The 6373-nt window shown below is 67.0% G+C and carries 5 protein-coding genes; 4 read left to right on the top strand and 1 reads right to left on the bottom strand.

Annotated features, from left to right (window positions below):
- The 4 genes from JOZ00_RS10725 to JOZ00_RS10710 form a co-directional block, all read left to right on the top strand.
- Positions 1-566: arginase family protein (locus tag JOZ00_RS10725; protein ID WP_293343527.1), on the top strand; the 566-nt coding region annotated here is incomplete at its 5' end.
- 718 nt (positions 567-1284) lie between these two features.
- Positions 1285-2670, top strand: coding sequence for a PPE domain-containing protein (locus JOZ00_RS10720; protein WP_293343526.1), 1386 nt, complete (start codon positions 1285-1287; stop codon positions 2668-2670).
- Positions 2667-4061, top strand: a complete 1395-nt coding sequence (locus JOZ00_RS10715; RefSeq protein WP_293343524.1) for a PPE family protein — start codon at positions 2667-2669, stop codon at positions 4059-4061. Before JOZ00_RS10720 ends, JOZ00_RS10715 begins: the two co-directional genes overlap by 4 nt.
- Before the next feature lie 255 nt (positions 4062-4316).
- The gene (locus JOZ00_RS10710; protein WP_293343522.1) at positions 4317-5714 is read left to right on the top strand and encodes an amino acid permease; all 1398 of its coding nucleotides are present in this window, start codon (positions 4317-4319) and stop codon (positions 5712-5714) included.
- A 21-nt stretch (positions 5715-5735) separates the two neighbouring features.
- On the opposite strand, the gene JOZ00_RS10705 is transcribed toward JOZ00_RS10710, so the two are convergent.
- The gene (locus JOZ00_RS10705) at positions 5736-6371 is read right to left on the bottom strand and encodes an urease accessory UreF family protein (RefSeq protein ID WP_293343521.1); all 636 of its coding nucleotides are present in this window, start codon (positions 6369-6371) and stop codon (positions 5736-5738) included.
- Positions 6372-6373 lie beyond the last annotated feature (2 nt).

Below are 6373 nucleotides of genomic sequence, written 5' to 3'. Positions count from 1 at the left end.
ACTTCGACCGCCACGTCGACACGCAGGAAACCGATCTCGACGAGCGGATGCACACCACGCCGTGGTTCCACGCCACCAACATCAAGAACGCCCCGGCCACCAACCTGGTGCAGATCGGGATCGGCGGCTGGCAAGCGCCGCGCGCGGGAGTTCAGGTCGGCCGCCAGCGCGGTAGCACCGTGATCACCGTCGGCGACGTGGAGCGCGTCGGGATCGAGAAGGTCGCCGAGATCGCACTGGAGACGGCGTGGAAAGACGCCAAGGCGGTGTATCTGTCGTTCGACATCGACGTGATCGACGCCGGATTTGTGCCGGGTACCGGCTGGCCGGAGCCGGGCGGCTTGCTCCCCCGCGAAGCACTCAACCTTATCCGGATGATCTCCGAACCCGGTCTCAACGGCATCGAGGTGGTGGAGTGCTCCCCGCCCTATGACTGGGCCGAGCAGACCGCGCTGATGAGTAGCCGGGTCATCCTGGACAGCCTGGCTGTCATGGTGCGGGCGGGCAAGCTCGGCAAGAAGCCGGCTGCGCTCAAGCGTCAGGCCTGGGGACCGTACGCCGATTAGATCGATCAGCCATGAACGAGCATTGCGTAGCGGATAAGGTTCGCAGCCTCCCCCGTGCGGGGAACGCGAGTTTCCTTTCGCCCGCACGCAATTCCGATATCAACTGCGATCGCCGAATGCGCTGTCGAACCGCGATCAGGGGGACTGAATTGCCGGCTGTCGGTTAAATCGCTAGTAAGGGCCGAGGCTTTCGAGACCTCGGGGTCAGAACCACTGGGTTAGATTGCTCAATGGTTCGTAGCTAACTGCTTTGCATGTTCTCCATGTCGCTTCCGGATCTCGGCTGTGGGGCGCGTGGAGTGCTGCACTCGGCGGGACTTCCGTTGGTTTAATGACGTCTTCTGTCCTTCAAAGTTGCTTTTTACAAAGCACTTCCGCGTCAAGCGCCGCGCGTTACCGATTGGGTTCGCGGTTGCTGCATCAAACCCCGCGGCGGCGATGCCCCTTGCGATTGGCGAAGGCGTTAGATGAGCTCTCAGCTAATTGCCAGTAGCTAACCATGGTTATTACAGAAACTCCCGTGGATATTGCTATTTGTGCCGCAACGTAGACGTCAGCGGGTCGTTACGCACGCAAATACGACCACGACTTGCACGGCTGTTCGCTGCGCCGTTCGTGCGCAATCCATCGCGCACGACACCGAGCGCCAAGTCATCGGCCAACCCGGGTCAAGGGCTATGGCTTTGGCGCCTGGTCGGTTTCTTACGGGGGGTGGGTAGTGGATTATGCGGCGTTACCGCCCGAGATCAACTCGGGGCGGATGTATGCGGGCGCGGGCGTGGGGCCGTTGGTCGCGGCCGCCGGCGCCTGGGATGCGTTGGCGGCCGAGTTGAGTTCGACGGCCGCCTCGTATCGGTCGGTGGTCTCAGAGCTGACCGGTGGGCAGTGGGTGGGTCCATCGTCGGGCGCGATGGTTGGCGCGGTGGCGCCGTACGTGTCGTGGATGAACACCACTGCCGCACAGGCGCAGGAGACCGCCAGCCAGCTCGGGTCGGCGGTGGCGGCCTACGAGGCGGCCTACGCCGCGACGGTGCCACCACCCGAGATCGAGGTCAACCGCGCGTTGTTGGCCTCGCTGGTCGCGACAAACATCCTCGGGCAGAACACCCCGGCGATCGCGACGACCGAGTCGCAGTATTCCGAGATGTGGGCCCAGGATGCCGCGGCGATGTACGGCTATGCCGGCGCCTCAGCGGCGGCGACCAGGTTGACGCCGTTCAACCCACCGCCCACGACCACCAACCAGTCCGGGTCGACCATGCAGGCCGCCGCCGTCAATCACGCGGCCGCTTCCTCGGCCGGGCCGAGCACCAAATCAGCGCTGTCGGCCGTGCCCAACACGCTGCAGGGTCTCTCGAACGGGACCATTGCCACCCCGTCGGACCTGGATCCGGGGCTGGGCAGCCTGCTCGACACGCCCAGCGGCGGCCCAACCGGGCTCAACCTGCTCACCCAGAACATCGGCAACTGGGCCCTGGTCGTCAGTGGGCCGCTGTTCACCGCTTCTGGCATCACGCCTCTGATGGGGAGCTTGTACACCCTCGCGTTGCCGGCGACGACGGCGGCGGCGGCCGCCTCCGATGTGGCTCCGGCGGACGCCGGGCTGGGTGCCTTGGTCAATTCTCCCGGGGCGGGCTCGGGAGTCCTTGGCAATGCCGGGGTTTCGGCGGGCGTGGGCCAATCGGCCACGGTAGGACAGTTGTCGGTGCCGCAGTCGTGGGCCGGCTCCCCCGCCGTTCGGCTGGCGGCCAGCGCGTCGCCATTGACTGCCGCCGGACTGGACGGGGTACCGCAGGCGGCCGGCCCCGGAGGGTTCTTCGGCGGCATTCCCCCTGTCGGCAGCCTGGTCAACGCCCCCAAGGGCGAACAAACCCGTGCCCGTTCCGGCCCGGGTCAGAAAGTCGTCCCGGCAATAGCCGGCGAGCCGGGCGCAGCCGAGCACGCCTCGAGCCGGCCGGCGCCGCCACAACCGGCGCGCCGGCATGTCGCCAGCGCATTGAGCGAAGCCGAACGCGATGAGCTCGCCAAGCTGCGCAAGGAGATCGCCGATGTGGCGACGGAGCGCGACGCGGCGGCCCGCCTGATCAAGGAGGCGATGCTGTGACCGCCCCCATGGACTTCGGCGGCATGCCCCCGGAGGTCAACTCGGCGCGGATGTACGCGGGCGCGGGGGCGGGATCGTTGGCGTCAGCCGCGGCGGCCTGGGAGAAGCTGGCTACCGAATTGAGTTCTACCGCAACCTCGTATCGGTCGGTGGTGTCGGAGCTGACGGGTGGGCAGTGGGTTGGCCCGTCGTCGGGGGCGATGGCCGCCGTGGTGGCGCCCTATGTGTCGTGGATGAACGCCACCGCGGCCCAGGCTCAGCAGACGGCTAGCCAGCTCGGGTCGGCGGTCGCGGCCTACGAGGCTGCCTTCGCGGCGACGGTGCCGCCGCCGGAGATCGAGGTCAACCGGGCGATGTTGGCATCGCTGGCGTCTACCAACACTTTTGGGCAGAACACGCCGGCGATCGCGGCCACCGAGTCGCAGTATTCCGAGATGTGGGCCCAGGATGCTGCGGCGATGTATGGCTACGCCGGCGCCTCGGCGGCTGCGACCAGGTTGACGCCGTTCAACCCTCCGCCGCAGACCACCAACCAGTCCGGGTCGACTACTCAAAACACGGCGGTCACCAAGGCTGCGGCCCTGGGGGCCGGCCAGAGCCAATCGACGCTGTCCAATGTGCCCAACATGCTGCTGGACGCCTCGTCGGGATCGGGGGCTTCCGGAACGACAGCTGGGGCGTCCGGTGGCGGTTCGCTGATCGATCTGTTCAACAACTTCAGTGCAAACACGATCGGCTACCAGATCCTCTCCGAGGGTTTGAACTTCGACGCATCCGGTGCTTTGCTGACGCTCGCGCCGCCGGTCGCAACGGCCTGGAATCCGTTGGTCGCTTCACTTACCCCGGCCGCGCCGGCCGCTGCCGCCGCGTCGCAGGTGTCACCTGGGGCGATTAGCGCGGGGTCGGCCTCGGCGGGCCTGGACAACGCCGGGCTTTCGGCGGGCCTCGGCGAGGCGTCGACGGTCGGCCAGCTGTCGGTGCCGCCGTCCTGGGGCACCTCCCCCGCCATTCGGCTGGCCGCCAGCGCGTCGCCGCTGTCAGCCGCGGGACTGGGAGGCGTGCCGCAGGCCGGGGCGATCGGCCCCGGTTTCTACGGGGGCATGCCCCCGATGGGCCCGGTGGCAAGCGTCGTCAATGCGCCGCGTGGCGACCAGGGTCGGCTTCGTGCTGGCGCCCGCCACAAGGTGATTCCCGCAGTGGCCGGGGATGGCGCACACGAGGACCCCGCGGGCCGCTGGGTCAAGCCGAGCGCGCCCGCCGCCGACGACGGTGCGTCCAGCGAACGCGACGAGCTCAACCAGTTGCGCAAGGCGGTCGCCGACGTCAGCAGGCAGCGCGACGTTCTCAAACGCACGGCCGCGACCTTGATTAGGGAGGCGACGCAGAAGTAGCGGATCGGTGTCACTAGATCGCCGACCACGTGGCAGGGCTTGCACGGCACACCTCTTTGACATAGCGACGATTGGAAATCAGAACAGATGTTTTTCACGAAACCGGCCAGGCGGTCTGCGCGAGGTTGGGAAAGCGATGTAGCTGTCGAATCGAAACCCGTTGCGGTTCCGGATGATCTAGATGCAGCGGGGCTTGACGACGAGGACCAGGCGCAACTCAAGGCGCTCGGATTCGAGTCGGATTTCAAGCGGGACATGAGCCCGTGGGCCAACTTCTCGCTGGGCTTCACCTACCTGTCACCGGTGGTCGGCATCTACACGGTGTTCGCCTTCGCGCTGTCTGCCGCCGGCCCGCCCATGATTTGGAGTCTGCTGATCGCCGGCGCCGGACAGATGCTGGTCGCGTTGGTGTTCAGCGAAGTGGTGGCGCAGTTCCCGGTGGCCGGCGGCGTCTACCCATGGGCGCGACGCTTGTGGGGACGCAAGTGGGCATGGATGACCGGGTGGGTGTACATGTTCACGCTGCTGGCACTCCTCGCGGACGCCGCCTACGGCGCGGGACCGTACGTTGCCGACGTGTTCGGCTTCACGCCCTCGCCCCACGCCACCGTGCTGTGTGCGCTCGTCATGCTGGCGATAGCCACCGCCATCAACCTCACCGGCACCAAGATGCTGGGCTACTTCGCCATTTTCGGCTTCAGCGCCGAGCTGATCGGCGCCATAGTGGTCGGCGTCTGGCTGCTGTGCACGCAGCGCCATCACAACCTCGGCGTGCTGTTCCACAGCTTCGGCGCCGAAGGCAGCCACAGCTACATGTACGCCTTCCTGGCCGCGAGTTTGATTGCACTGTACCAGTTCTTCGGTTTCGAAGCCTGCGGCGACGTCGCCGAGGAGGTCCGCAACCCCGGGATACAGATCCCCAAGGCAATGCGCCGCACCGTCTACGTCGGGGGCTCGGCCGCCACCTTCGTCTGCTTGAGCCTGATCCTGTCGGTCACCGACTTCGGCGCGGTGATCAGCGGGAAGGACCCCGACCCGATCGACACCATCCTCAAAACAGCGTTCGGCGGTGTCGGTTCCAAGGTCGTGCTGTGCATCGTGTTGATTTCGTTCGTGTCGTGCGCGCTGAGCCTGCAGGCCGCCGCGAGCCGGCTCATCTACTCCTACGGTCGCGACGACATGATCGTCGGCTCGAAGCTGTTGGCGCGCTTCGACCACAAGCGGCACGTGCCGCCCTACTCGCTGCTGATCGCGGTCATCATCCCGGCGGTGCTGATCATCGGATCGCTGATCTCGAGCGATGCGCTCACCAAGCTCGTCAGCTTCGGTTCCGTCGGGGTCTACATCGCGTTCCAGATGGTGGTGCTGGCTGCCCTGCGCGCGCGGATCAAGGGATGGGTGCCGACAGGCAAGTACCGGCTTGGCCGGTGGGGTGTGCCCGTCAACATCGGCGCGTTGATCTACGGGGTCGCGGCCATCGTCAATCTCTCCTGGCCGCGCGACTCCCACCAACCCTGGTACGACGACTACATCATTCTGCTGATGTCGGTGACCATCATCGCCCTGGGCATCGTCTACCTCATTGCCACCCGGGCCCACACCAAGAGCGACGCGGCCTACGCCGACGCCATCCCGACGTCGTCGCAGGCCTAAGCGGCTCTGGCGCAACGCCGTTCAGGATATGAACAACGGCCGCTCGCGCTCGGCGTGGCGCTGGGCCAATGTATCGAGCAAGGGGTCAGACAGGTCGGCCAGGCCGGCGGTCGCTTCGACGGCGGTGCGCTCGCACAGGTCCGCCAGCGCGAACGTCAACGCCGCCACGTCGGCCGGGTCCAGTGCCAGCAGCCGCTGCGCCGCGGTGGCCGAGCCGGTCATGGTGGTGTAGACGATCGTCAGCGCGCTCTGCTCGGGACTCAATCCGCTGACGGCGCCGACTCGCCCCGCCGCCACGGAAAGGTGTGGGTGGCGGCCGATTTCGTCCCAGCCGGCATTCGGCCAGACGCGTCGCGCCAGTCGCGCCAGCCCCCGGCCCTGGCTGCGCGACGCCTGCCGGGCCGCCGGCGCCGGCGTGCGGGCATCGGTCTCCCGATCGGCCGCGTCCGGACAGAGGTCGCCGCGATGAACGGCCGCCGCGATCGACGCGGTGACCAGCCCGTGGCTGCGAATCCTGCGGCGCAAGAAAGCATCGAGCGTCTCCAGGTTCGTCACGAGCCCGCTGGTCACCGCCTCTTCCATGCCGCCGGAGTGCACGTGGGAACCGGTCGGCAGTCGAGAATCGGCCAGTGTCAGCAGTGTCGCCAGGGCAGACATGA

The sequence above is a fragment of the Mycobacterium sp. genome, from assembly GCF_019243155.1.
GTDB lineage: Bacteria > Actinomycetota > Actinomycetes > Mycobacteriales > Mycobacteriaceae > Mycobacterium.
Note: the sequence above shows the minus strand (reverse complement) of the source record. Positions and strands in the feature narration are given on the sequence as shown.